17 protein-coding genes are annotated in these 23,493 nt (G+C 71.5%); 14 read left to right on the top strand and 3 right to left on the bottom strand.

Annotated elements, in window-relative coordinates:
• Positions 1-238: 238 nt before the first annotated feature.
• From AB0I94_RS18505 to AB0I94_RS18460, 10 genes are all read left to right on the top strand, one after another.
• A complete protein-coding gene (locus tag AB0I94_RS18505) occupies positions 239-2,425 on the top strand; it encodes an ATP-binding protein (protein ID WP_363310628.1) in 2,187 nt (728 codons plus the stop codon).
• 222 nt (positions 2,426-2,647) lie between these two features.
• Positions 2,648-4,234, top strand: coding sequence for a PucR family transcriptional regulator (locus AB0I94_RS18500; protein WP_363310627.1), 1,587 nt, complete (start codon positions 2,648-2,650; stop codon positions 4,232-4,234).
• Between the two features lie 145 nt (positions 4,235-4,379).
• Positions 4,380-5,825 carry an aldehyde dehydrogenase family protein gene (locus AB0I94_RS18495; protein WP_363310626.1) on the top strand — a complete coding sequence of 482 codons (1,446 nt, stop codon included), beginning with the start codon at positions 4,380-4,382 and terminating at the stop codon, positions 5,823-5,825.
• 235 nt (positions 5,826-6,060) lie between these two features.
• Positions 6,061-8,007: an acyl-CoA dehydrogenase family protein gene (locus tag AB0I94_RS18490; protein ID WP_363310625.1), complete on the top strand. Its 1,947-nt coding sequence runs from the start codon at positions 6,061-6,063 to the stop codon at positions 8,005-8,007.
• Positions 8,008-8,117: 110 nt separating this feature from the next.
• Positions 8,118-9,374: a 1-deoxy-D-xylulose-5-phosphate reductoisomerase gene (gene dxr / locus AB0I94_RS18485; RefSeq protein WP_363310624.1), complete on the top strand. Its 1,257-nt coding sequence runs from the start codon at positions 8,118-8,120 to the stop codon at positions 9,372-9,374.
• Positions 9,371-10,672, top strand: coding sequence for a site-2 protease family protein (locus tag AB0I94_RS18480; RefSeq protein WP_363310623.1), 1,302 nt, complete (start codon positions 9,371-9,373; stop codon positions 10,670-10,672). The genes dxr and AB0I94_RS18480 overlap by 4 nt, the downstream gene beginning before the upstream one ends.
• Positions 10,673-10,835: 163 nt before the next feature.
• Positions 10,836-11,993: a flavodoxin-dependent (E)-4-hydroxy-3-methylbut-2-enyl-diphosphate synthase gene (gene ispG / locus AB0I94_RS18475; RefSeq protein WP_363310622.1), complete on the top strand. Its 1,158-nt coding sequence runs from the start codon at positions 10,836-10,838 to the stop codon at positions 11,991-11,993.
• 571 nt (positions 11,994-12,564) lie between these two features.
• Positions 12,565-13,413, top strand: coding sequence for a GNAT family N-acetyltransferase (locus AB0I94_RS18470; RefSeq protein ID WP_363310621.1), 849 nt, complete (start codon positions 12,565-12,567; stop codon positions 13,411-13,413).
• Positions 13,414-13,473: 60 nt separating this feature from the next.
• Positions 13,474-14,019 (top strand): GNAT family N-acetyltransferase, encoded by a 546-nt coding sequence (locus AB0I94_RS18465; RefSeq protein ID WP_363310620.1) that lies wholly within the window; start codon positions 13,474-13,476, stop codon positions 14,017-14,019.
• Positions 14,020-14,124: 105 nt separating this feature from the next.
• Positions 14,125-15,819, top strand: a complete 1,695-nt coding sequence (locus tag AB0I94_RS18460; protein WP_363310619.1) for a proline--tRNA ligase — start codon at positions 14,125-14,127, stop codon at positions 15,817-15,819.
• A 178-nt stretch (positions 15,820-15,997) separates the two neighbouring features.
• Here the strand turns inward: AB0I94_RS18460 and AB0I94_RS18455 are convergent, their stop codons facing one another.
• Genes AB0I94_RS18455 through AB0I94_RS18445 form a run of 3 tightly spaced genes read right to left on the bottom strand, consistent with a single transcriptional unit; the run spans position 15,998 to position 17,952 of the window.
• On the bottom strand, positions 15,998-16,891 hold the full coding sequence (locus AB0I94_RS18455) for an aminoglycoside phosphotransferase family protein (protein ID WP_363310618.1): 894 nt from the start codon (positions 16,889-16,891) through the stop codon (positions 15,998-16,000).
• 54 nt (positions 16,892-16,945) lie between these two features.
• Positions 16,946-17,404: a ferritin-like domain-containing protein gene (locus AB0I94_RS18450; protein WP_363310617.1), complete on the bottom strand. Its 459-nt coding sequence runs from the start codon at positions 17,402-17,404 to the stop codon at positions 16,946-16,948.
• Positions 17,401-17,952 (bottom strand): hypothetical protein, encoded by a 552-nt coding sequence (locus AB0I94_RS18445; protein ID WP_363310615.1) that lies wholly within the window; start codon positions 17,950-17,952, stop codon positions 17,401-17,403. The genes AB0I94_RS18450 and AB0I94_RS18445 overlap by 4 nt, the downstream gene beginning before the upstream one ends.
• Positions 17,953-18,211: 259 nt before the next feature.
• Here AB0I94_RS18445 and rimP point away from each other — a divergent pair, with 259 nt between their 5' ends.
• The 4 genes from rimP to infB all read left to right on the top strand — a co-directional run bounded on the left by rimP (position 18,212) and on the right by infB (position 23,464).
• On the top strand, positions 18,212-18,712 hold the full coding sequence (gene rimP / locus AB0I94_RS18440) for a ribosome maturation factor RimP (protein ID WP_363310614.1): 501 nt from the start codon (positions 18,212-18,214) through the stop codon (positions 18,710-18,712).
• Between the two features lie 2 nt (positions 18,713-18,714).
• Positions 18,715-19,713, top strand: coding sequence for a transcription termination factor NusA (gene nusA, locus AB0I94_RS18435; protein WP_363310613.1), 999 nt, complete (start codon positions 18,715-18,717; stop codon positions 19,711-19,713).
• A 123-nt stretch (positions 19,714-19,836) separates the two neighbouring features.
• Positions 19,837-20,127, top strand: coding sequence for a YlxR family protein (locus AB0I94_RS18430; protein ID WP_351165619.1), 291 nt, complete (start codon positions 19,837-19,839; stop codon positions 20,125-20,127).
• Positions 20,128-20,272: 145 nt separating this feature from the next.
• Entirely contained in the window at positions 20,273-23,464 is a 3,192-nt protein-coding gene (infB, locus tag AB0I94_RS18425; RefSeq protein WP_363310612.1) for a translation initiation factor IF-2, read from the top strand.
• Positions 23,465-23,493: the final 29 nt, after the last annotated feature.

Raw genomic sequence — 23,493 nt, 5'->3', positions numbered from 1 at the left:
CGCAGGTTAGGGGCGGAGGAAGGGGGCGGGCATGCTCCACGGGGGAGTTGTTCGGCGTGGCGGTTGTCCGTGGTGGACATAGAGGGGGTGGGCGGGGTGCGGCTTTCGTCCCGGTCGTGGGGCCGGGCCGGGCAGGGTGTTGCCGCGGGCCCCGGGCGCGTATTCGGTGAACTGCCCCTGTGGGGGCACTAGATTGACGGCTGAACCGACAGACCGGCAGGTCAGGGGGGCAAGGGCCATGGACTCCGAAGGCACGCACGACGCTCGCGGTACGCACGCCACACCGGTGCCGCGTCCGGCAGGGCCTTCAGGCTCCGCCGGGCAGCGGGGCGTGCCGTCCGGCCACGCCGGTTCCGCCGGGGTGCCCGTCACTCCGCCCCGGCCCGTGCGGGCGCCGGGGACCGCCTCCGGTGAGGTGCCGCCGCAGCCGGACGGTTCCTCCTTCCTGTCCTGGCTGCGTACGCCGCGGCCGGGCGCGCAGCCGGGGGTGTGGCGGTTCGGGCATGTGCCGAGGCCTGAGCAGGAGCCGGAGGTCACCCCCGTGCGTCAGCTCTTCAGCGGGGCGCTGATCGCGCTGCTCGTGGGGTGGCTGATCTGGTCGCTGCTGTGGAACGGCTATCTCGGCGGCTGGTGGGTCCTGCCGTTGGAGCTGTTCCTGCCCGACGAGTGGGTCTACTCGGACGACCGGGTGGGCAACGCGGTCGTCTGGTACAGCTACTACACCCTCATCGTGCTCGCCATCATGACGGGAGTCGGCAAGCTCGGCCGCTGGGACGAGATCTGGCGCCGCTACGTCGCCCCCCGCTTCCGCCGCCCCGCCCCGCTGCAAGCGCCCCCCACCCCCGCCGAGGACCCCGCCCAGTGGCCCCAGCTGAGGGAAGCCGGGGCGGACGCCGCCGCCGAGCGGCTCGCCGCCGACGCTCGGGCCGGGCTCATGCGGGACGTCGACCATGCCCGGATCACACGGGCCTGGCGGTCCGTGCGAGCGGGGCGCAACAGCCTCTCCGCGTTCAGCGAGTCCGTCGTGCGGGACGGGGCCGCCGCTTGCGCCCACCCCTCCGGGGACCGGGACCTGCCCGCGCGCGCCGCCCGTCACGACCTCGCCACGGCTCAGGTGCGGCTCGGGACGACGGTCGATGATCCGCGTAATCCCTATGCCTACCGGGGGACGGGGCTCGGGGTCGGGCCCGAGCTGCTCGGGACCTCGCTGCTCGCCGTGGGGCCCGCCGGGTCCGGCAAGACGAGCGGTGTGGTGTGGCCGGTCGCCGAGTCGCTGTGCCTGGGCGCGCTCGCGGGGCGGGCCGCCGTGGTCGTGGTCGGGGCCGCGGGCGCCGGGCTCGGACCCGCCGACGACTACGACGTGGTGGTGCGGATCGGACACCCCGACTCCGTGTACGACCTCGATCTGTACGGCGGCACGAACGACCCGGACGAAGCGGCCGCCGTCCTCGCCGAAGCCCTCGTGGGCGACCTCGTCGACCCGCACCCCGGAGCCGACAGCCGCCGCTCGACGACCGTGCTCGCCCAACTGCTCGGCCCCTACCACGCGGTGCACCGGCGCTTCCCCTCCGTGCCCGAGCTGCGCGCCCTGCTCGACGGCGCCCCCGGCCCGCTCGGCGCGCTGCGTACGGCGCTCCAGGAGTCGGGGCAGGAGGCGATGTTGCGGGAACTCGACGCCCGCGAGCGGCAGTTGGGCCACCCCGGCGACCCGGGGGCCGTCATCGCCGACCGCATCGCGCTGCTCGACCGCCCGGCCTTCGCCTCCTTCTTCGACACCTCGGGTCAGAGCACACCCTTCTCGCTGCGGGCCCTGGACCATCCCGTACGCGTCCGCGTCGATCTCCCCGAGCGCGGTCACGCCGACGCGTCGCGGATCCTCGCCCGGCTGATGCTTGCCCAGTTCATGGCGAGCGCCGCCGCCCGCGAGGACCGCTCACTGTTCGCCTGTCTCGTCCTCGACGACGCGACGGGGACGGTCACCCCGGAGTCCGTACGCCGACTGCAGCGGCTGCGGTCCGCGAACGCCGGAGTCGTGCTGACCCTGCGTACGCTCGACGACGCGCCCCGTCCACTGCGCACCCCGCTGCTCGGTTCGGTCGGCTGCCGCATGGCGCTGTCCGGGCTCACCCCGTGGGACGGGCAGGACTTCGCCGAGGTCTGGGGCAAGGAGTGGATCGAGGCGCGGGACGTCACCGACCGGCAGATCATCGCCGAGACCCCGCTCGGCAAGACGGTGCACATGCTCCGCCGGGTGATCACCGGCAACGCCCCGACCGCGCGCGCCGTGACCGTCCGCCAGGTCGAGCGCGAGCGGTGGTCCGCCTCCGAGCTCGCTCACGCCGTGCCCGCCGGGCACGCCGTGCTCTCCCTGACCGACGTACGGGGCGAGCACGCGCCGCCGCTCCTGGTGGACCTTCGCAGTTAGGGGGCCGGCCGCGGGGAGCGGGGCAGGGGTGTGCGTACGGGGTGTTCGGTCCCGTACGTACCGTACGGTGAGGCAGAATCGGCACAGGTCGTTCATACGTAGCGGCCAAAAGATCCACATCTTGTCCGGGATTCCATGGCCGACCGGGACGCGTGCCTTGTCCGCCGCTGCCAGGTCTGCCGGACCTGCCGTCCTGACCTGCTGACCAGACCTGAAGGTCCCATGCCGCCCACGCTCGCCTCCCTCGTCCACCACTCCGCGCTCAAGCTCACCGTGCGCGCGGGTGAGGAACATCTGGACGCGCCCGTGCGCTGGGCGCACGCCAGTGAGCTCACCGACCCCGTGCCCTACATGGAGGGCGGCGAACTTCTCCTGATCACCGCGCTCAAGCTGGACGCGGAGGACCCGGAGGCCATGAGCCGGTACGTGAAGCGGCTCGCGGCGGCGGGCGTCGTCGGGCTCGGGTTCGCGGTCGGGGTGCACTACAAGGACATTCCGGAGGCCCTGGTCGCCGCAGCCGCGGACGAAGGGCTTCCGCTTCTGGAGGTGCCGCGCCGCACCCCGTTCCTCGCCATCAGCAAGGCCGTCTCCGCGGCGATCGCCGCCGACCAGTACCGCGCGGTGACGGCGGGCTTCGCCGCCCAGCGCGAGTTGACCAAGCAGGCCCTGAGCGACGGCCCCGAAGGGCTGCTCGGCGCCCTCGCCGCACAGGTCGACGGCTGGGCCGCGCTGTACGACGCGTCGGGCGCCGTCGTCGCCACGGCCCCCGAGTGGGCGACCCGCCGGGCCGCCCGGCTCACCTCCGACGTGGAGCGGCTGCGCGACCGGGCGGCCCCCGCGAGCGCGGTCGTCGCGGGCGCCGAGGACCGGGTGGAGCTGCACTCGATCGGCACGGGACGCCGGCCCCGCGCCGCGCTCGCCGTCGGCACCGCATCCACCCTCGGCACCGCCGAGCGGTACGCCCTGCACTCCGCCATAGCGCTGCTCACCCTCACCACGGAGCGCAACCGCTCGCTGCAGGCCGCCGAGGCCCGGGTCGGCTCCGCGGTGCTCCGGATGCTGCTCGCCGGGGAGCCGGACCACGCCCGCACGGTGGCGGGGGAGTTGTACGGGAGCCTGCTCGACGCGCCGTTCCGTCTGGTGGTGGCGGAGGTGCCCGCCCCCGCCCCGGAGGACGGCGACCCCTTCGCCGAGCTCACCGACGCCGTCGAGTCGGCCGCGGCGCGCGCCGGCGAGGCACTCCTGGTCGTCCCCTACGGCGAGCGGCTCGTGCTGCTCGTCGTGGACGGCGGCGCGGGCGCGGCGGCCTGCGTCGCCTACGCGCGGACGCTGGAGGCAGGACGCTCCGAGGCGGCGGAGAGCGGTGCGGGCGACGGTGCGACCCTCCTCCTCGGTCTCTCCGCGCCCGCAGGACCGATCGCGGCGGCCACCGCGTACAAGCAGGCCGACCAGGCGCTGTCCATCGCCCGGCGCCGTGGCCGCGCGATGGTCGAACACGAGGACCTCGCGGCGGGCTCGGTCCTGCCGCTGCTCGCCGACGACGCGGTGCGGGCGTTCGCCGACGGTCTGCTGCGCGCCCTGTACGAACACGACGCCACCGGCCGGGGCGACCTGATCGCCTCCCTGCGTGCCTGGCTCTCGCGCCACGGCCAGTGGGACGCGGCCGCGGCCGACCTGGGCGTCCACCGCCACACCCTGCGCTACCGCATGCGCAGGGTCGAGGAGATCCTCGGCCGCTCCCTGGACGACCCGGACGTCCGGATGGAGCTGTGGCTTTCGCTCAAGGCGACTTCGAGCGGTACGGAGTAGCCGCGCGCGAAACGCGCCCCTGCCAAAGAGGCGCGGGGGCCCCCGTCAGTACTCCGCGTCGGACAAACGTCGTCCACCCTTACCGCCCCTACGGTGGGGAACGTACCCCCCAAGACACACCTTCGCGGAAGGGCCGGGAATCGACATGACTTCCATCCACGCCTTCTGGCTCGCCGGTCGCCAGACCACCGGTGAGACCACTCTCGACGTCACCTCGCCCTGGGACGGGCGGATCGTCGGCAAGGCGGCCGTCCCGACCGACGCCCAGGTCGAGGAGGCCGTCGCCGCCGCGTACGCCGTGCGCGACGAGTTCGCCGCGACCCCGGCACACGTGCGGGCCGCCGCCCTCGACCACGTGAGCCGCAGGCTCGTCGAGCGGACGGAGGGGATCGCCCAGCTCATCTCCGCCGAGAACGGCAAGCCGATCAAGTGGGCCCGTGGCGAGGTCGGCCGTGCCGTCTCCGTCTTCCGGTTCGCCGCCGAGGAAGCCCGCAGGTTCAACGGCGGCGAGGCCCAGCGCCTCGACACCGACGCCGGTGGCCAGGGGCGTCTCGCCTTCACCCGGCGCTTCTCCAAGGGTGTCGTCCTGGGCATCGCGCCGTTCAACTTCCCGCTGAACCTCTGCGCCCACAAGATCGCCCCGGCCATCGCGTCCGGCACGCCGATCATCCTCAAGCCGGCGCCCGCGACCCCCCTCTCCGGTCTCCTCATCGGCGAGCTGCTCGCCGAGACGGAACTGCCCGCCGGGTCCTGGTCGGTCCTGCCGGTCGCGAACGAGAAGATGCCCGCCCTCGTCCAGGACGAGCGCCTTCCCGTCATCTCCTTCACCGGCTCCGAGAAGGTCGGCTACGCGATCATGGACTCGGTGCCGCGCAAGCACTGCACCCTGGAGCTGGGCGGAAACGGCGCCGCCGTCGTCCTGTCCGACTTCTCCTCCGACGAGGACCTCGACTGGGCCGCCTCGCGCATCGCGACCTTCTCCAACTACCAGGGCGGCCAGTCCTGCATCTCGGTGCAGCGCGTCATCGCCGACGCCTCCGTGTACGACCGGCTCGTGCCGCGCGTCCTCAAGGCCATCGAGGGTCAGGTCACCGGCGACCCGTCCGACCCGAAGACCGACGTCGGCCCGCTCGTCAACGAGGACGCCGCCAAGCGCGTGGAGTCCTGGGTCGACGAGGCCGTCCAGGCGGGTGCGCAGCTGCTCGCCGGCGGCAAGCGTGACGGCGCCTCGTACGCGCCGACCGTCCTCGCCGACGTACCGGCCGACGCCACGATCGCCTGCGAGGAGGTCTTCGGACCCGTCCTCACGCTCAAGAAGGTGGACGGCGAGGCGGAGGCGTTCGCCGCCGTCAACGACTCCAAGTACGGCCTTCAGGCGGGCGTCTTCACGCACGACCTGCAGACCGCCTTCCGCGCGCACCGCGCCCTTGAGGTCGGCGGCGTGGTCATCGGCGACGCCCCCTCCTACCGCGCCGACCAGATGCCGTACGGCGGCGTCAAGCAGTCCGGCGTGGGCCGCGAGGGCGTCCGCTTCGCGATGGACGACTACACGTACGAGCGCGTCATGGTCCTGACGGGCCTCGCCCTCTGACCTGAAACGCCGAGGACCACGGCCGGAGCCCACTGTGCGGGGGCTCCGGCCGTTCTCGTGTCCGCGGGCCGCACGGACCCCGATGCGGCCGAACGCTGCGCGAAGACTGGTGGGCGCGGGACGAATCGGGTACATACGATCCATACGATCGAGTAGCACCAGTCAGTAACCGACCGGGTCAAGATCGGGTCAACCGGAGCCGATCGGCCCCCTGCGCGGCGAGGTGAGCTCCTCAATGTCCGCACCAACCCCACCCCCTTCCGGGGCGTCCGTCAGTGAACGCGAGGCCCGGCAGGTCGCCGAGGCCGCCCGCGAACAGGACTGGCGCAAGCCGAGCTTCGCCAAGGAACTCTTCCTCGGCCGCTTCCGGCTCGACCTGATCCACCCCCATCCCATGCCCGCGGACGAGGACGCCCGGCGCGGCGAGGAGTTCCTCGCCAAGCTCCGCGACTTCTGCGAGACGAAGATCGACTCGGCCCGCATCGAGCGTGACGCGAAGATCCCCGACGAAGTGATCAACGGGCTCAAGGAGCTCGGCGCGCTCGGCATGAAGATCGACACGCAGTACGGCGGGCTCGGGCTCACGCAGGTCTACTACAACAAGGCCCTGGCCCTCGTCGGCTCCGCGAACCCGTCCATCGGCGCGCTGCTCTCCGCCCACCAGTCGATCGGCGTGCCCCAGCCGCTCAAGCAGTTCGGCACCCAGGAGCAGAAGGACGCGTTCCTGCCGCGCTGCGCCCGCACGGACATCAGCGCGTTCCTCCTGACCGAGCCGGACGTCGGCTCCGACCCCGCGCGCCTGGCCACCACGGCGGTGCCGGACGGCGACTCGTACGTCCTGGACGGCGTGAAGCTCTGGACCACGAACGGCGTCGTCGCCGACCTGCTGGTCGTCATGGCGCGCGTGCCGAAATCGGAGGGCCACAAGGGCGGCATCACGGCCTTCGTGGTGGAGGCCGCGGCTACGGGCGTCACCGTCGAGAACCGCAACGCCTTCATGGGCCTGCGCGGCCTGGAGAACGGCGTGACCCGCTTCCACCAGGTCCGCGTTCCGGCGGCGCACCGCATCGGCCCGGAGGGCGCGGGCCTGAAGATCGCCCTGACCACCCTCAACACCGGACGCCTCTCGCTGCCCGCGATGTGTGTCGGCGCCGGCAAGTGGTGCCTGAAGATCGCCCGCGAGTGGTCGGGCGCGCGGGAGCAGTGGGGCAAGCCCGTCGCGCTGCACGAGGCGGTCGGCGCGAAGATCTCCTTCATCGCGGCGACGACCTTCGCCCTGGAGGCCGTACTCGACCTCTCCTCCCAGATGGCCGACGAGAACCGCAACGACATCCGCATCGAGGCCGCGCTCGCCAAGCTGTACGGCTCCGAGATGGGCTGCCTGATGGCCGACGAGCTGGTGCAGATCCGCGGCGGCCGCGGCTTCGAGACCGCCGAGTCCCTCGCCGCCCGCGGCGAACGCGCGGTCCCGGCGGAACAGGTCCTGCGCGACCTGCGCATCAACCGCATCTTCGAGGGCTCGACCGAGATCATGCACCTGCTCATCGCGCGCGAGGCGGTGGACGCGCACCTGAAGGTGGCGGGCGACCTCATCGACCCGGACAAGTCCCTGACCGACAAGGCGAAGGCGGGCGCGAAGGCAGGCGGCTTCTACGCCCGCTGGCTGCCCAAACTGGTCGCGGGGCCCGGCCAACTGCCGCGCTCGTACGCGGAGTTCCACCCCAGTGGCCACGCGGACCTCTCCCCGCACCTGCGCTACGTGGAACGCAATGCCCGCAAGCTGGCCCGCTCGACCTTCTACGCGATGTCGCGCTGGCAGGGAAAGATGGAGACCAAACAGGGCTTCCTGGGGCGCGTGGTCGACATCGGCGCCGAACTCTTCGCGATGAGCGCGGCGTGCGTACGCGCCGAGCTGCTGCGCACGACGGAGGACCACGGCCGCGAGGCCTACCAGCTGGCCGACACGTTCTGCCGCCAGTCCCGCATCCGCGTCGACGAGCTGTTCGACCGCCTGTGGACCAACACGGACGACGTCGACCGCAAGGTGGTCAAGGGTGTCCTGAACGGCATGTACACCTGGCTGGAGTCGGGCATCGTCGACCCCAGCGGCGAAGGCCCCTGGATCGCCGACGCGACACCGGGCCCGACCCAACGGGAGAACGTCCACCGCCCGATCCGTTGACACGCTTTCCGGGGCGTTCCCTCCCGCGGGAGCGCCCCGGAACGCGTTTGAGGCCCACCGGATCGGGGCGCAGTGTCTCCTCACGCCGCCGCCCAGGCAAGAATGGGGGGATGAGCGACAGTCCAGCCCCCCTCGCCGACCCGCATCTCGTCTTCGACCCCGTCGTGACGGACGGTCCTCGGGACATCGTCATCCTCGGCTCGACCGGCTCGATCGGCACCCAGGCCATCGACCTCGTCCTGCGCAACCCCCGTCGCTTCCGCGTCACCGCGCTGTCCGCCGCGGGCGGCCGTGTCGGACTCCTCGCCGAGCAGGCGAGGAAGCTGCGGGTGCGGACCGTGGCCGTGGCCCGCGAGGAGGTCGTACCGGCGCTGCGCGAGGCGCTTGCGGGTCAGTACGGCGGCGAGCCGCTGCCCGAGATCCTCGCCGGGCCCGAGGCGGCCACGCGGCTCGCCGCGTCCGACTGCCACACGGTCCTGAACGGCATCACGGGGTCCATCGGGCTCGCTCCCACCCTGGCCGCGCTCGAGGCGGGCCGCACCCTCGCGCTCGCCAACAAGGAGTCGCTGATCGTCGGCGGGCCCCTGGTCAAGGCGCTCGCCAAGCCGGGGCAGATCATCCCCGTCGACTCCGAGCACGCCGCCCTCTTCCAGGCGCTCGCGGCGGGCACCCGCGGCGATGTGCGCAAGCTGGTCGTCACGGCCTCCGGTGGCCCGTTCCGGGGCCGTACGAAGGCCGACCTGGCGAACGTCACACCGGACGACGCCCTCGCGCACCCCACCTGGGCCATGGGCCCGGTCATCACGGTCAACTCCGCGACGCTCGTCAACAAGGGCCTGGAGGTCATCGAGGCGCACCTCCTCTACGACATCCCCTTCGAGCGCATCGAGGTCGTCGTCCACCCGCAGTCCTACGTGCACTCCATGGTCGAGTTCACCGACGGATCGACGCTGGCCCAGGCCACGCCGCCCGACATGAGCGGCCCGATCGCCATCGGCATCGGCTGGCCCGAGCGGGTGCCGGACGCCGCGCCGGCCTTCGACTGGACGAAGGCGTCGAGCTGGGAGTTCTTCCCCCTCGACGACGACGCGTTTCCGTCGGTCGGGCTCGCCCGGCACGTGGGGAAGCTCGCGGGCACGGCCCCGGCGGTGTTCAATGCCGCCAACGAGGAGTGCGTGGACGCGTTCTTGAACGGCGCCCTGCCGTTCAACGGGATCATGGAGACCGTCACGAAGGTCGTCGCCGAACACGGCACACCGTCCGCGGGAACTTCCCTGACCGTCGCGGACGTCCTCGAAGCGGAGACCTGGGCGCGCGCCCGGGCCCGTGAACTGACGGCGAAGGCGACCGCGGAGGCCCGCGCATGACGACCTTGATGATGATCCTCGGCATAGTCGTCTTCGCGGTCGGGCTGCTGTTCTCGATCGCCTGGCACGAGCTGGGCCACCTGTCGACCGCCAAGCTGTTCGGCATCCGCGTGCCGCAGTACATGGTCGGCTTTGGTCCGACGATCTTCTCGCGCAAGAAGGGCGACACCGAGTACGGCATCAAGGCCATCCCCCTCGGTGGATACATCCGCATGATCGGCATGTTCCCGCCGGGCCCGGACGGCCGCCTGGAGGCACGCTCGACGTCCCCCTGGCGCGGCATGATCGAGGACGCGCGGTCGGCGGCCTTCGAGGAGCTGAGGCCCGGCGACGAGACCCGCCTCTTCTACACGCGCAAGCCGTGGAAGCGCGTGATCGTGATGTTCGCGGGCCCGTTCATGAACCTGATCCTCGCCGTGGCGATCTTCCTCGGCGTGATGATGACCTTCGGCATCAGCACGCAGACGACGTCCGTCGGCAAGGTGTCCGACTGCGTCATCCAGCAGAGCGAGAACCGCTCCAAGTGCGAGAAGGGCGACACCCCCGCGCCCGCCAAGGCGGCGGGTCTGCGGGCGGGCGACAAGATCGTGGCCTTCCAGGGGCAGCCCGTCGGCGACTGGTCCGCGCTCCAGGGCAAGATCCGCGAGACGATCGGCCCGGCCACCCTCACCGTCGAGCGCGACGGCAAGCAGGTGGACCTGCACGCCAACCTCATCAAGAACCAGGTCAGCAAGACCGACGGCGAGGGCGGCTACGTGGAGGGGAAGTACGTCTACGCGGGCTTCCTCGGCTTCACCCCGGCCACCGGCATCGTCCAGCAGGGCTTCGGCGACTCCGTGAGCCGCATGGGCGACATGATGGAGAACGGCGTCGAGTCGCTCATCGCGCTGCCGTCCAAGATCCCGGACCTGTGGGACGCGGCCTTCGGTGACGGCGACCGCAAGCAGGACTCCCCGATGGGCGTCGTCGGCGCGGCCCGCGTGGGCGGCGAGGTCTTCACGCTGGACATCCCGCCGGAGAACCAGATCGCGATGATGCTGTTCCTGGTGGCGGGCTTCAACCTCTCGCTGTTCCTGTTCAACATGCTGCCGCTGCTGCCACTGGACGGCGGGCACATCGCGGGGGCTCTGTGGGAGTCGGTCCGTCGCAAGGCGGCCAGGCTCCTGAAGCGGCCCGACCCGGGCCCCTTCGACGTCGCGAAGCTGATGCCCGTCGCCTACGTGGTGGCCGGGATCTTCATCTGCTTCACGATCCTCGTCCTGATCGCGGATGTGGTGAATCCGGTGAGAATTTCCTGACAATGCGGAGTTTGCGGCGGCCGGGCACTCTATGTGTCCGGCCGCCCACCATTGGGTGGACTTGGGGACGGGATGTGTCCGGGCCCGGTGGGGTGCCGTAATCTCGAAGCCTGGAGCCCGCCGATCTCGGGACCTTGATCCACACCTTGGGGATGCACGCCAGATGACTGCCGTTTCTCTCGGAATCCCGTCCGTACCGACCAAGCTCGCCGACCGCCGTGTCAGCCGCAAGATCCAGGTCGGTACGGTCGCCGTCGGCGGGGACGCACCGGTGTCGGTGCAGTCGATGACGACGACGCGTACGTCCGACATCGGGGCGACGCTGCAGCAGATCGCCGAACTCACGGCGTCCGGCTGCCAGATCGTGCGGGTGGCGTGTCCGACGCAGGACGACGCGGACGCCCTCGCGACGATCGCGCGCAAGTCGCAGATCCCCGTCATCGCCGACATCCACTTCCAGCCGAAGTACGTCTTCGCCGCGATCGACGCCGGTTGCGCCGCTGTCCGTGTGAACCCGGGCAACATCAAGCAGTTCGACGACAAGGTCAAGGAGATCGCGCGCGCCGCGAACGACGCCGGCACCCCGATCCGGATCGGCGTGAACGCCGGCTCCCTGGACGCGCGCCTCCTCAAGAAGTACGGCAAGGCCACCCCCGAAGCGCTGGTCGAGTCGGCGCTGTGGGAGGCGTCGCTCTTCGAGGAGCACGGCTTCAGGGACATCAAGATCTCGGTCAAGCACAACGACCCGGTGGTCATGGTCAACGCCTACCGCCAGCTCGCCGCGGCGTGCGACTACCCGCTGCACCTCGGCGTGACGGAGGCCGGTCCGGCCTTCCAGGGCACGATCAAGTCGGCGGTCGCCTTCGGCGCGCTGCTCTCCGAGGGCATCGGCGACACGATCCGCGTCTCCCTCTCGGCCCCTCCGGCGGAGGAGGTCAAGGTCGGCATGCAGATCCTGGAGTCCCTGAACCTCAAGCAGCGCCGCCTGGAGATCGTCTCCTGCCCGTCCTGCGGCCGCGCCCAGGTCGACGTCTACAAGCTGGCCGAAGAGGTCACCGCGGGCCTGGACGGCATGGAGGTCCCCCTCCGCGTCGCCGTCATGGGCTGCGTCGTGAACGGCCCCGGCGAGGCCCGCGAGGCCGACCTCGGCGTCGCCTCCGGCAACGGCAAGGGCCAGATCTTCGTCAAGGGCGAGGTCATCAAGACCGTGCCCGAGTCGAAGATCGTGGAGACCCTCATCGAAGAGGCGCTGAAGATCGCGGAGCAGATGGAGAAGGACGGAATCCCCTCCGGGGAACCGACGGTGGCCGTCGCAGGCTGACCCACGTCACGCGGGCCCCGCCACCGGGTTGGTGGCGGGGCCCACGTGCGTGTGGGGGCCCTGCGCGCCCGCGCCATGCCCGCGGTCGCCATGACGCGCCTGCGTCTTTGCCTCCGGGGGTGGGTAGCGTGGCCTGCCTGTTGTGCGGGGGCGGCGGCTGTGCCTTTGCCCGCGGACCGGCGCCGCCCTGAACCGCCGCTTCGCGGCGGCTGTCTCCCTCCCGCCCACGCGATCGCCCAGGGGCAAACCCGGCCCTACGGCACGGGGTGATACGGGGCAATCGAGCGGGTGGGCGGGAGACCCTGCCGCGAAGCGGCGAAGAAGTGTCGAGCCCCCACCGGCCCGCGGAGGAGAAGACGCCCCAGACGCCCCGGCCCGAGCCGCCTCTACGGCACGGGATGGTGCGGGGCAATCGGGCGGGTGGGCGGGAGACCCTGCCGCGAAGCGGCGAACAAGCCCGGCCCGCCGCAGGGGGAGGAGACAAAGCCCCCTCCAAGCCACCCCACGGCACAAGGCGCCCCCGCCAGGTACAGTGCGGAGATCAGCAGACCGTATGGTGAGGCCCCCGCACGTGTTGACTCAGACCACCACCAGGGTCCTCGAACCGAGTGACCTGGACGCCGCACTCGCCGTGCTCGACCGTGAGCCGGTGGCCAACGCCTTCGTGACCTCGCGGGTGCGCGTCGCGGGCCTCGACCCGTGGCGGCTCGGTGGCGAGATGTGGGGCTGGTACCAGGACGGAATGCTGGAATCGCTCTGCTACGCGGGCGCCAACCTCGTCCCGATCTGCGCGACCCCGCGAGCGGTCCGCGCCTTCGCCGACCGCGCCCGCAGGGCAGGCCGCCGCTGCTCCTCCATCGTCGGCCCCGCCGAATCCACCGCCCAGCTGTGGCGGCTCCTCGAACCGTCCTGGGGACCCGCCCGCGAGGTCCGCACCCAGCAGCCCCTGATGGTCACCGACCGGCTGCCACGGGACATCGCCCCCGACCCTCACGTCCGTCGCGTCCGCAAGGACGAGATGGAGACGATCATGCCCGCGTGCGTGGCGATGTTCACCGAGGAGGTCGGCATCTCGCCGCTCGCCGGCGACGGCGGCCTGCTCTACCAGGCGCGGGTCGCCGAACTCGTCGGCGCGGGAAGGTCCTTCGCGCGCCTCGACCGCGAGGGCAAGGTCATCTTCAAGGCCGAGATCGGCGCGGCCACCGCACATGCCTGCCAGGTGCAGGGCGTCTGGGTGGCCCCCGAGTACCGCGGGCAGGGCTACGCGGCACCCGGCATGGCGGCCGTCCTGCGCTACGCCCTCGCGGACGTCGCCCCCGTGGTCAGCCTCTACGTCAACGACTTCAACACCGCGGCCAGGGCGGCGTACCGGCGGGTGGGGTTCCAGGAGGTCGGGGCGTTCATGAGCGTCCTGTTCTAGCTCCCCGCGTCTCGCACCGCACTCCTCACGCACCCCCGTCCGCGCGTTAAAGTTCGGCGCATGACTGACGACGTCGTGATCGGGCCGCTGGACCTCGCCACGCACGTGGACGAAGCGCTGCGGGTGCAGGCCCACGCCTTCGGGCTCAGCGACGACGAGGTGACCGTGCGGCGGCAGATCGTGCTGCGGCACATCACCTACCCCGGCGCCCGAGCGCTCGGCGCCACCACCCCCGAGGGGCGGCTCGTCGGCTTCGTCTACGGCATGCCCAACGACCGCGGCCACTGGTGGTCCACCGTCGTGGAGCCTTACCTGCGCGTCCGCGGCATGGAGGACTGGCTCGACGACTCCTTCGTGATCACCGAGCTCCATGTGCAGCCGGGCCACCAGAACCGCGGAGTCGGCCGCACGCTCATCACCACCATCACGGACGCCGTCGACCAGCCCCGCTCGATCCTCTCCGCGATCGACGTCGAGAGCCCCGCGCGGGGCCTGTACCGCTCCCTCGGGTACGCCGACCTGGCCCGCGACGTCCAGTTCCCCAGCGCGCAGAAGCCGTACGCGGTGATGGGCGCGCCCCTGCCGCTGAGGCGGCCGGGCGCCTGACCGATTTCCGCCCGCGCCCGCGCCCCGGCTAACCTCCTGACATCACCCTCCCCGAGCTCTCGGCTTCGCTCGAAGCAGGGGGACCACCTTTCGCAGGAGTTCACCATGGCCCAGGTCCAGCGCATGTCCCGATTGATGATCAAGACACTGCGCGACGACCCGGCGGACGCCGAGACGCTCAACCACAAGCTGCTCGTCCGGGCCGGATACGTCCGCCGCACCGCCGCCGGCATCTGGTCCTGGCTGCCGCTGGGCAAGAAGGTCCTGGAGAACATCACCCACGTCGTGCGCGAGGAGATGGACGCCATCGGCGCCCAGGAAGTCCTCCTGCCCGCCCTCCTGCCCAAGGAGTCGTACGACGCGACGGGCCGCTACGACGAGTACGGCGACCTGCTCTTCCGCCTCAAGGACCGCAAGGGCGCCGACTACCTCCTCGGTCCCACGCACGAGGAGATCTTCACCCAGATCGTCAAGGACCAGTGCTCGTCCTACAAGGACCTGCCGGTGATCCTCTACCAGATCCAGACGAAGTACCGCGACGAGGCCCGCCCCCGCGCCGGTGTGCTCCGTGGCCGCGAGTTCCAGATGAAGGACTCGTACTCCTTCGACACGACGGACGAGGGCCTCGCCGAGTCGTACGCCCTGCACCGCGCCGCGTACATCAAGATCTTCGAGCGCCTCGGCCTTGACCACCGCATCGTCTCCGCCGTCTCCGGCGCGATGGGCGGCTCCGCGTCCGAGGAGTTCCTGGCGCCCGCGCCGGCCGGTGAGGACACGTTCGTGGACTGCCCCGCGTGTGACTACGCGGCCAACACGGAGGCCGTCTCCTTCGTCGCCACGGCGGTGGACGGTTCGGCGCACGGCCCCGTCGAGGAGCTCGACACCCCCGACACCCCGACCATCGAGACGCTCGCGGCCCACCTCGGTGTGCCCGCGTCCGCGACCCTGAAGAACCTCCTGGTCAAGGTCGACGGCGAGATCGTCGCCGTGGGCGTCCCCGGCGACCGCGAGGTCGACCTCGGCAAGCTCGGCGAGCACCTGTCGCCCTCCGTCGTGGAGCTGGTGACGGCGGAGGACTTCGAGGGCCGCGACGATCTCGTACGTGGATACGTCGGTCCGCAGGGCCTGGAGAAGGTCCGCTACATCGCCGACCCGCGGGTGGCGGCGGGCACCGCCTGGATCACCGGCGCCAACAAGATCAACACGCACGCGAAGAACGTCGTCGCGGGCCGTGACTTCGAGGTCGACGACTACCTCGACGTCGTGGTCGTCGAGGAGGGCGACCCCTGCCCCAAGTGCGGCACCGGCCTGAAGCTGGGCCGCGCCATCGAGATCGGCCACATCTTCCAGCTGGGCCGCAAGTTCGCCGACGCCTTCCAGCTCGACGTACTCGGCCAGCAGGGCAAGCCGGTCCGCGTGACCATGGGCTCGTACGGCATCGGCGTCTCGCGCGCGGTGGCGGCGCTCGCCGAGCAGACGGCGGACGACAAGGGTCTGTGCTGGCCCAAGGAGATCGCCCCCGCCGACGTCCACGTGGTGGCCGCGGGCAAGGCGCTCCAGACGGAACTGGCCCTCGACGTCTCCGAGCAGCTGAACGCGGCGGGCGTGCGGGTCCTGGTCGACGACAGGGCGGGCGTCTCGCCCGGCGTGAAGTTCACGGACGCGGAACTGATCGGTGTGCCGCAGATCCTGGTGGCGGGCCGTCGCTCCGCCGAGGGCGTGGTGGAGCTGAAGGACCGCAGGACCGGGGAGCGCGAGGAGCTCACCGTGGCTGAGGCGATCGCGCGTCTTACGGCCTGAGCCGGGCTGGGGTTGGGCCGGCGTAATTTTCCCCGACCCCGCCCCTTCCCGAAAACCCGCTGGCGCGGGGGCCCTCATTCAGCCCGTCCGGCGTTTGAGGACCGGGGTCTGGGGCGGAGCCCCAGTTTCGGGTGGGGGCGGGATCGGGGAAAGCCCCGCAGGGACCGCCCCTACCCCCCTACAACCACCCCGCGAACTCCAACAACAGCTCCGCATCCTGCTCCCGCCCGACCCGCCGCGCCCGGATGCCCGACTCCACGGCCCGGAACAAGGTCCACCCCCGCAGCCTCTCCTGATCCACATCCAGAGACTCGGCCAGCTTCTTCACCCGGCGGCGGGTGATCGCAGACCCCGAGGGGGAAGCGATCAGGTCCTCCACGCGGTCACGTACGAGCCGCGCCAGATCGAAGGCGGGCTCCCCGACCACCGGGTCCGGGCCCACGGCGAGCCACGGCACGCGATCCCCCTGAAGCACCTTGCTCTGCCGGAACGTGCCGTGCAGCAGCCGGACCTCCGCGTCCCCGGCGAGCAGCTCGTCCCGGGCGCCGAGCGCCGCCTCGACCAGCGGTGCGACCTCCGCGTCGGCGGACGCCCGCATCGCGTCGGCCTGCCGCCCCGTCCGCTCGGCGACCGTCTCGAAGCGGTGCCCAGCGGGCGGCTCCACCCACAGGCGGCGCAGTGTGCCCGCCGCTTCGAGCAGAGCCTTGGCCTCGGGCAGCGAACGTACCGACACATCGCGGTGCAGCCGCTCGAGGAGGAGGGCGCCGTCCGCGGCGGACGGGTCCAGGAGCCGCACCGCGCCGAACCCGCCCCAGTGCGCGAGCGCGGCCCGCTCGCTCTCGGGGCGTGACCTCGGCGGCACCAGCTTCAGCACCGCGGGCGTGCCGTCCGCGAGGCGCACCATGACGACGAGGCCGCTGCGCCCGCCGGGCACGTGGACCCGCTCGACGGTCAACTCGCGCAGGGCGACGGCCTGTTCGGCTGCCGCAGGCAGCTTCTGAAGCCAGTCGTCGCCGTCCTGCGCCGTCTCACCGAGTGCGGTGACCAGACGCTGGGGCGGTTCGAATGCCATGCGCGCGTTGTTCCTTCCTGAGCTTCCTGAGCCTGCTCGACTTCGCCGAACCGGTTATGCCTTGGGTGGCTCGGAGGCCGCCCCGGCGGCCCGCTCGGCGAGCCCAGGGAAGGTTACGCTCCCGCCGCGCCACCGCGCCGCACGGACCGCCGCCTCCCGGAGCGCCTCGGCGGCGCTTCGGCGCCGGGCGCCCGTCGAGGCCCGTACGAGATCCGCGTACACCCCGGCGACCCGCTCCTCCAGTTCGGTCGCGAGCCGCACCGCCGCCGCGGAGTCCGGCACCGCGAACGGCAGCGCGTAGGCGGCCGCCGACGGCTCCGGCTCGCCGCCGAGGTCCCGTACGGCGCGCTGGAGCTCGTCGCGCCGTGCGCGATGCGCGTCGTACGCCGTGCGCGCCTCTGCCCTGCGGCCCTCGCCGGTCCGGCCGCCGACGACCCCATAGCCGTACACAGCCGCGTGCTCGGCACCCAGCGCGGCCTGCACCGCCTCCAACTCGTCCTTCGAATCGCTCACTTGTCGCCCTCCGTCAGCAGATACGCGTGCGCGGCGCCCGCCGCCGCCACCGACGCCAGGAGCCTGGCCAGCTCGTCCGGCGCGTCGAGCAGCGCGCTCCCGCGTCGCTTGGCCAGCTCCCGCTCGGCCTTGGCGAGCTCGCGCACGGCGTCCTTCTCGTCCGTGGGCACCGGGGGAGCCGAGGGCGACGACGAGGGAGAGGCCGCCGATGCGGGGGACGCGGAGGCGGAGGGGGTGGCGAGCCCGTCGGCGAACGCCGTCTTGTGCCGCTTCACCTCCGCCCGCAGCGGATCGAGCCGTCCGGCCAGCGAGGGATGCGCGGCGAGGACGGCGTCGTACCGCCCCAGCAGCTCACCGCTGTCCCGGGCGGCACCCGCGCGCAGCCGGTCGGCGGCGGACGAACGCTCGTCCTCGGCGGAGCCGGAGTCCGAACAGCCCGAGAGCAGCACGGCCCCGGCCGTCGCGGCGGCCCCGGTCAGCAGAGTCCTCCGGCGCGGCCCCGAGCGGGCGTACGAGGAGGCGTACGAGGGGGTGGGATACGACGGCACGGCAGACGTCCTCGGCAGGAAGGCCAGAAAGGCAGGCAGTCAGAAGGTGGGCGAGCGGTCAGAAGGCGGGCGAGCCGGGCGCGAGCCCGGTGATCACCGTACCTGCGGCCTGCCCTCGTACGCGTGAGCGGCTCGGTGGAGGCTCGGTGGAGGGCGTGCGGCGGCCGGACGGCGGCGGCAACACGTCCCGGGACCGGATACCCTTTGACCTGACACGCGACGAACCCACAACAGCACACGCGGCCGAGGAGTCACCCGGATGAGCACCACCCAGAGCGAGAGGCTGCGAGAACTGCTGGAACCGCTCGTCAGCTCGAAGGAACTGGATCTCGAAGAGATCGAAGTGGCCTCGGTCGGACGTAAGCGTGTGCTGCGAGTCGTCATCGACTCCGACGACGGCGTGGACCTGGATCAGATCGCGGAGATCAGCCGCGAAATCTCGGAGAAGCTCGACGAGAGCGACGCGATGGGCGAGGGGGAGTACACCCTCGAAGTCGGCTCCCCGGGCGCCGAGCGCCCGCTGACGGAGCACCGCCACTATCTGCGCGCCGTCGGCCGCCTGGCGAAGTTCCAGCTGACGGAGGGCGGCGACGAGCTGATCGCCCGCATCCTCGAAGTGGACGACGAAGGCGTGGATCTTGAAGTACCGGGCGTGAAGGGGCGCAAGCCCACCGCCCGCAGGCTCACCTTCGACGAGATCGCCAAGGCGCGCGTCGAGGTCGAGTTCAACCGCAAGGACAAGAAGGAAGAGGAGGCGTAGCCGTGGACATCGACATGAGTGCCCTGCGGGGTCTGGTCCGGGAGAAGGAGATCTCCTTCGACCTGCTGGTCGAAGCGATCGAGTCGGCCCTCCTCATCGCCTACCACCGCACCGACGGCAGCTTCCGTCGCGCACGCGTGAAGCTGGACCGCGAAAGCGGCCATGTGACGGTGTGGGCGACCGAGGACCCGGCTGACCTCGAAGAGGGTCAGGAAGCCAAGGAGTTCGACGACACCCCGTCCGACTTCGGCCGTATCGCCGCGTCGACCGCCAAGCAGGTCATCCTGCAGCGCCTGCGCGACGCCCAGGACGACGCGACCCTCGGCGAGTACGCGGGCCGTGAGGGCGACATCGTCACGGGCGTCGTCCAGCAGGGCCGCGACCCGAAGAACGTGCTCGTCGACATCGGCAAGCTCGAGGCCATCCTGCCGGTGCAGGAGCAGGTGCCGGGCGAGGAGTACTCCCACGGCCTTCGCCTCCGTTCGTACGTCGTCCGGGTGGCCAAGGGTGTCCGCGGCCCTTCGGTCACGCTGTCCCGTACGCACCCGAGCCTCGTCAAGAAGCTCTTCGCGCTCGAGGTGCCGGAGATCGCCGACGGCTCCGTCGAGATCTCGGCCATCGCCCGTGAGGCCGGTCACCGGACCAAGATCGCGGTGCGCTCGACCCGCTCGGGCCTGAACGCCAAGGGCGCCTGCATCGGTCCCATGGGCCAGCGTGTGCGCAATGTCATGGCCGAGCTCAACGGCGAGAAGATCGACATCGTCGACTGGTCGGACGACCCGGGCGAGATGGTCGCCCACGCGCTCTCCCCGGCCCGGGTCAGCAAGGTGGAGATCGTCGACCTCGCGGCCCGTTCCGCGCGGGTCACGGTCCCCGACTACCAGCTGTCCCTTGCGATCGGCAAGGAAGGCCAGAACGCCCGCCTCGCCGCGCGGCTCACGGGCTGGCGCATCGACATCCGCCCGGACACCGAGCAGTCGCAGGACTCCCCGGAGGCCTGAGCGGGGCGTTGGTCGCGCAGTGATCGCCTACTGAGCGCCTACAGATCGCGTACTGATCAAGACAACAACCGTTCGATTTTTGCCCCAAAGGGGTGAGGTCGGTGCGGGGAGGTAGACTTAATCGTGTCTGGCCGGACGCAAGCCCGAGCATGCCCTGAACGCACCTGTGTGGGGTGCCGGGAGCGAGCGGCCAAGAGCGATCTGCTGCGCATCGTGGCGAAAGAGGGCGCTTGCGCCCCCGATCCAAGCGGTACGCTGCCCGGCCGGGGTGCGTATATCCACCCCGTCCCGGTCTGTCTCGACCTGGCGGTCCGACGCAGAGCGTTCCCGAGGGCCTTCCGGGCCCCGGGCCCGCTCGACACGGCGGACTTGCGCCGAGTCGTCGAGACAGTTGCCCAGCAGGCAACACCGTAAGGAAGGTCGCGTGGAACCCCGCGCGGCCCTGGTATTCCGCGAGTTGGAAGTAGGTCGAGATTGCGATGAGCACTCGATGAGCACGCGATGAGTACGCCCATGAAGTAGCGACGGTCCGGCGTAACCCGGACCTAAAAGGAGCGAAGTGGCTAAGGTCCGGGTATACGAGCTCGCCAAGGAGTTCGGCGTAGAGAGCAAGGTCGTCATGGCCAAGCTCCAAGAGCTCGGTGAATTCGTACGTTCGGCGTCCTCGACCATCGAGGCGCCCGTTGTACGTAAACTGACTGACGCATTGAACACGGGTGGCGGCAACGGCAAGTCCGCCGCCAAGCCCGGGGCGCCGCGCAAGCAGGCCGCCCCCAAGCCGCCGGCCCCCTCGGGCTCGGCGACCCCCTCCCCCGCGCAGGCCGCCCGTCCGGGTCCGGCCGCGCCCAAGCCGCCGGAGGCCAAGCCCGCCGCGGCTGAGCAGCCCGCGGCCGAGAAGCCCGCGGCCTCTCCGGCTGCCCCGGGCCCGCGCCCGGGTCCCAAGCCGCCGACGCCCAAGCCGGCTCCGGCAGCTCCGGCTGCCCCGGCCGCGCCCGCGGCGCCGGTCACCCCGGCTCCGGCCGCCCCGGAGTTCACCGCTCCGCCGGCCGCTCCGGCTGCTCCGGCCGCCTCCTCGGCTCCGGCAGGCCCCCGTCCGGGCGCTCGCCCGGGTGCCCCGAAGCCCGCGAGCCGTCCGGCCCCCGGCCAGGGTGGTCAGGGTCAGGGCGGTCGTGGCGACCGCAACGACCGACAGGGTGGCGCTCCGCGCCCCGGCGGCCAGGGTGGCGCTCCGCGTCCCGGTGGCCGTCCGGCCGGACCGCGTCCGGGTAACAACCCCTTCACCTCTGGTGGCTCCACCGGTATGGCGCGCCCGCAGGCGCCCCGTCCGGGCGGCGCCCCGCGTCCCGGTGGCCAGGGTGGCCCCGGCGGTCCCGGCGGCGCCCCGCGCCCGCAGGGCCAGGGCGGCGGCCAGGGTGCTCCTCGTCCGCAGGGTCAGGGCGGCGCTCGCCCCAGCCCCGGCGGCATGCCTCGTCCGCAGGGGGGCGCTCCGCGCCCCGGTGGCGGTGCTCCCGCCGGCGGCGGTAACCGTCCCAACCCGGGCATGATGCCGCAGCGTCCCGCTGCCGGCCCGCGTCCCGGTGGTGGCCCCGGCGGTGGCCGTGGTCCCGGTGGCGGCGGCGGTCGCCCGGGTGGCGGCGCCGGTGGCGGTCGTCCCGGTGGCGGCGGCTTCGCAGGCCGTCCGGCCGGTCCCGGTGGCGGCGGTGGCGGTTTCGCCGGTCGTCCCGGTGGTGGCGGTGGCGGTTTCGCCGGTCGTCCCGGTGGCGGCGGCGGTTTCGCGGGTCGTCCCGGTGGCGGTCGTCCCGGTGGTCCCGGTGCCCGTGGTGGTACGCAGGGTGCCTTCGGCCGTCCCGGCGGGCCCGCCCGTCGTGGTCGCAAGTCGAAGCGGCAGAGGCGCCAGGAGTACGAGTCGATGCAGGCTCCGTCGGTCGGCGGCGTCATGCTGCCGCGCGGCAACGGCCAGGCGGTCCGCCTGTCCCGTGGTGCCTCGCTGACCGACTTCGCCGAGAAGATCAACGCCAACCCGGCGTCGCTCGTCGGCGTGATGATGAACCTCGGCGAGATGGTCACTGCCACGCAGTCCGTCCCGGACGAGACGCTGAAGCTCCTCGCGGACGAGATGAACTTCGTCCTGGAGATCGTCAGCCCGGAGGAGGAGGACCGCGAGCTGCTCGAGTCCTTCGACATCGAGTTCGGCGAGGACGAGGGCGGCGAGGAAGCGCTCATGGCGCGTCCGCCGGTCGTCACCGTCATGGGTCACGTCGACCACGGTAAGACCCGACTGCTTGACGCGATCCGCAAGACGAACGTCATTGCGGGCGAGGCCGGCGGTATTACGCAGCACATCGGTGCGTACCAGGTCTCCTCCGAGGTCAACGGCGAAGACCGCAAGATCACCTTCATCGACACCCCCGGTCACGAGGCGTTCACCGCCATGCGTGCCCGTGGTGCGAAGTCCACCGACATCGCGATCCTCGTGGTCGCGGCGAACGACGGTGTGATGCCGCAGACGATCGAGGCGCTGAACCACGCCAAGGCGGCAGAGGTGCCGATCGTGGTCGCGGTCAACAAGATCGACGTCGAGGGTGCCGACCCGACCAAGGTGCGCGGTCAGCTCACCGAGTTCGGTCTGGTGGCCGAGGAGTACGGCGGCGACACGATGTTCGTCGACATCTCCGCCAAGCAGGGCGAGAACATCGAAGCCCTTCTCGAGGCCGTGGTCCTGACCGCGGACGCCTCGCTCGACCTGCGGGCCAACCCGGAGCAGGACGCGCAGGGTATTGCGATCGAGTCCCACCTGGACAAGGGCCGCGGCGCCGTCGCGACCGTCCTCGTCCAGCGCGGTACCCTCCGCGTCGGCGACACGATGGTGGTCGGCGACGCGTACGGCCGAGTCCGCGCGATGCTCGACGACAAGGGCGAGAACGTGGAAGAGGCGGGTCCGTCGACTCCGGTCCTCGTCCTCGGTCTCACCAACGTGCCGGGTGCCGGCGACAACTTCCTGGTTGTCGACGAGGACCGTACGGCCCGTCAGATCGCCGAGAAGCGTGCCGCCCGTGAGCGCAACGTCCGCTTCGCCCGCAAGGGTGTTCGGTTCTCCCTGGAGAACCTGGACGAGGCCCTCAAGGCCGGTCTGGTGCAGGAACTCAACCTCATCATCAAGGGCGACGCGTCCGGTTCGGTGGAGGCTCTCGAGTCCTCGCTGCTCCAGCTCGACGTCGGCGAAGAGGTCGACATCCGCGTCCTGCACCGCGGCGTGGGTGCGGTCACCGAGTCGGACATCGACCTGGCGACCGGCTCCGACGCGATCGTGATCGGCTTCAACGTCCGTGCGGCCGGTCGTGCCGCCCAGATGGCCGATCGCGAAGGCGTGGACGTCCGGTACTACTCGGTCATCTACCAGGCGATCGAAGAGATCGAAGCGGCCCTCAAGGGCATGCTCAAGCCGGAGTACGAAGAGGTCGAGCTCGGCACGGCGGAGATCCGCGAGATCTTCCGCTCGTCCAAGCTGGGCAACATCGCCGGTGTTCTTGTCCGCTCGGGCGAGGTCAAGCGCAACACCAAGGCGCGCCTCATCCGCGACGGCAAGGTCATCGCGGAGAGCCTCAACATCTCCGGTCTGCGCCGCTTCAAGGACGACGTCACCGAGATCCGCGAAGGGTTCGAGGGCGGTATCAACCTCGGCAACTTCAACGACATCAAGATCGACGACGTCATCGCGACGTACGAGATGCGCGAGAAGCCGCGAGGCTGATCAAGGCAGCTCGAACCGGGGCCGGTCGA

The sequence above is a fragment of the Streptomyces sp. NPDC050147 genome (assembly GCF_040660195.1).
GTDB lineage: Bacteria > Actinomycetota > Actinomycetes > Streptomycetales > Streptomycetaceae > Streptomyces.
The sequence above is the reverse complement of the archived record's forward strand: the minus strand, read 5'-3'. Positions and strand labels throughout refer to the sequence as shown.

Coding starts and splice junctions, on each gene's coding strand:
- AB0I94_RS18505 (WP_363310628.1), top strand. CDS start 239: ATGGACTCCGAAGGCACGCACGACGCTCGCGGTACGCACGCCACACCG.
- AB0I94_RS18500 (WP_363310627.1), top strand. CDS start 2,648: ATGCCGCCCACGCTCGCCTCCCTCGTCCACCACTCCGCGCTCAAGCTC.
- AB0I94_RS18495 (WP_363310626.1), top strand. CDS start 4,380: ATGACTTCCATCCACGCCTTCTGGCTCGCCGGTCGCCAGACCACCGGT.
- AB0I94_RS18490 (WP_363310625.1), top strand. CDS start 6,061: ATGTCCGCACCAACCCCACCCCCTTCCGGGGCGTCCGTCAGTGAACGC.
- dxr (WP_363310624.1), top strand. CDS start 8,118: ATGAGCGACAGTCCAGCCCCCCTCGCCGACCCGCATCTCGTCTTCGAC.
- AB0I94_RS18480 (WP_363310623.1), top strand. CDS start 9,371: ATGACGACCTTGATGATGATCCTCGGCATAGTCGTCTTCGCGGTCGGG.
- ispG (WP_363310622.1), top strand. CDS start 10,836: ATGACTGCCGTTTCTCTCGGAATCCCGTCCGTACCGACCAAGCTCGCC.
- AB0I94_RS18465 (WP_363310620.1), top strand. CDS start 13,474: ATGACTGACGACGTCGTGATCGGGCCGCTGGACCTCGCCACGCACGTG.
- AB0I94_RS18460 (WP_363310619.1), top strand. CDS start 14,125: ATGGCCCAGGTCCAGCGCATGTCCCGATTGATGATCAAGACACTGCGC.
- AB0I94_RS18455 (WP_363310618.1), bottom strand. CDS start 16,891: ATGGCATTCGAACCGCCCCAGCGTCTGGTCACCGCACTCGGTGAGACG.
- rimP (WP_363310614.1), top strand. CDS start 18,212: ATGAGCACCACCCAGAGCGAGAGGCTGCGAGAACTGCTGGAACCGCTC.